This is a genomic window from Aeromonas sp. PrichA-15, assembly GCF_017939245.1.
In the GTDB taxonomy this organism is placed as follows: Bacteria; Pseudomonadota; Gammaproteobacteria; order Enterobacterales; family Aeromonadaceae; genus Aeromonas; species Aeromonas caviae.
In genome coordinates this window covers 1-293 of sequence record NZ_JAGKRH010000363.1, presented here as the reverse complement: position 1 = coordinate 293, position 293 = coordinate 1, and the positions used below count along the sequence as shown (strand labels likewise).

General features: G+C 53.9%; 1 protein-coding gene. It reads right to left on the bottom strand.

Annotated features, from left to right (window positions below; all coding sequences use genetic code 11):
- Nucleotides 1-293, bottom strand: a 293-nt coding sequence (locus J9889_RS23225; RefSeq protein ID WP_032173437.1) for an IS5/IS1182 family transposase, incomplete at both ends; no start/stop codon positions are given.

The following is a 293-nucleotide window of genomic DNA, read 5'->3' as shown; positions in this document are numbered from 1 at the left end:
TAGTGAGATCTCTCCCACTGACGTATCATTTGGTCCGCCCGAAACAGGTTGGCCAGCGTGAATAACATCGCCAGTTGGTTATCGTTTTTCAGCAACCCCTTGTATCTGGCTTTCACGAAGCCGAACTGTCGCTTGATGATGCGAAACGGGTGCTCCACCTTGGCCCGGATGCTGGCTTTCATGTATTCGATGTTGATGGCCGTTTTGTTCTTGCGTGGATGCTGTTTCAAGGTTCTTACCTTGCCGGGGCGCTCGGCGATCAGCCAGTCCACATCCACCTCGGCCAGCTCCTC